Below are 1,838 nucleotides of genomic sequence, written 5' to 3'. Positions count from 1 at the left end.
CCAGGCCAAGCTGGTAAGGATGGCAAGTCCTCTTACGTTCATGTTGTGAAGGGACCAAACGAAGCCGGTCAACCAGGCCAATGGATTATTACCTACTTCGATAAGAACGGCGACGGCAAGTTCACCGAAGATGAAATTGTCTCCAGTGAATTCGTCGCTGATGGTAAAGACGGTAAGTCACCAAAAGCTGAAGTTAAAGACAACGGCAATGGGACCCACACCGTAACCATCACCAACCCAGACGGCACGACGACTGAAACAGTGATTGAAGATGGTAAGGACGGCAAGTCTGCTACAGCCGAAGTTATAGATAATGGTAACGGAACTCATACCATCACAATCACCAATCCAGATGGCAGCCAAACGACAACAGTTGTGAAAGACGGTGCCAAAGGTAACCCGGGTCAAGACGGTAAGGACGGCAAGTCAGTGACTGTTTCTACAGAACCAGGTCATTTCCAAGGTCAAGATGGCGTTTGGATCATTGTTCAAGATAGTGAAACAGGTAAAGAACTCGATCGAGACTTTGTTGCCAACGGTAAAGATGGCAAGGATGGCAAGTCTGCTGATATTAAGACAGAAGCATTAGTGGATCCGAATGGCCAAGAAATCGGTTATAAGATTACCATTATCCATCCAGATGGTTTAGAAGAAACTCGTCTGATTAAACATGGGAAAGATGGTAAGGATGGCAAAGACGGTCGCGATGGGAAATCCATTATTGCGACAACGGAACGTGGCGACCATAAAGGACAATCAGGTGCTTGGTTGATTATCCGTGATAGAGAAACGCTACAAGAAATTGACCGCGAATTTATTGCAGATGGTCAAGATGGCAAATCAGCCGATATCTCATCACGAGAAACTACAGAAGGTCTAGAAATTACCATCCACCATGCCAATGGAACAAGCCATACGCATATTATCCGTGATGGCAAGGACGGCAAGTCTATAACCGCATCAACCGAACCTGGAAGCTTCAACGGACAGTCAGGTATGTGGTTGATTATCCGTGACCGTGACACGGGTCAAGAATTAGACCGTCAATTTGTCCGTGATGGTCGCGATGGCCAAGACGGCAAAGATGGCCAAGATGGTAAATCAGCTCTTCTAAGTACTGAAAAGATTCTTGATTCAGATGGTAAGGAAATTGGCCTAAGTATTAAGATAACGCATCCAGATGGCTCTACCGAAGCGCATACGATCTACCACGGTCGAGATGGTAAGGATGGCAAAGATGGTCTAACACCACAAATCCGTATTGAAAAAGGCAAAGATAGCCAAGGCAATGTGGGGAGATGGTTGATTATCGAAGACGGTCATGGCAATGAAACCGTTCGTGAATTCATCCGTGATGGCCAAGATGGTAAGACGCCTTCTGCTACAGTGGAACCCGGTAAGAATGAACATGGCGACAGTGGTCAATGGATTATTATCTTCGATGGAGATGGTAATGAAGTCTCACGTGAATTTGTTCGTGACGGCGAGGATGGCCAAGATGGTCGCTCGCCAAGTCTTGAAACAGTTCCCGGTAAGAATGCAGACGGTGACAGTGGTTTATGGGTCATTGTTAGAGATCCACAAGGCAAGGAATCGAGCCGTCACTTTATCAGAGACGGTAAAGATGGCAGAGGAATTAAGAAAATCTATAGTAAAGACGGTCGTTTAACGATTGTATTTACAGATAATACAAAAGAAATTCTTGAAATCCCATGTTGCCAACCTAAACCAGAAGATCCCAAACCCGAAGATCCTAAACCAGAAGATCCAAAACCGGAAGATCCAAAACCGGAAGATCCAAAACCGGAAGATCCAAAACCGGAAGATCCAAAACCGGA

Annotated in this window: 1 protein-coding gene; it reads left to right on the top strand. The window is 45.6% G+C overall.

Annotated elements, in window-relative coordinates; translation table 11 throughout:
- Positions 1 to 1,838, top strand: a 1,838-nt coding sequence (locus QP860_RS10490) for a collagen-flanked surface repeat-containing protein (protein WP_502869815.1), incomplete at both ends; no start/stop codon positions are given.

The sequence above is a fragment of the Aerococcus sp. UMB1112A genome, assembly GCF_030230715.1.
GTDB lineage: Bacteria > Bacillota > Bacilli > Lactobacillales > Aerococcaceae > Aerococcus.
Note: the sequence above shows the minus strand (reverse complement) of the source record. Positions and strands in the feature narration are given on the sequence as shown.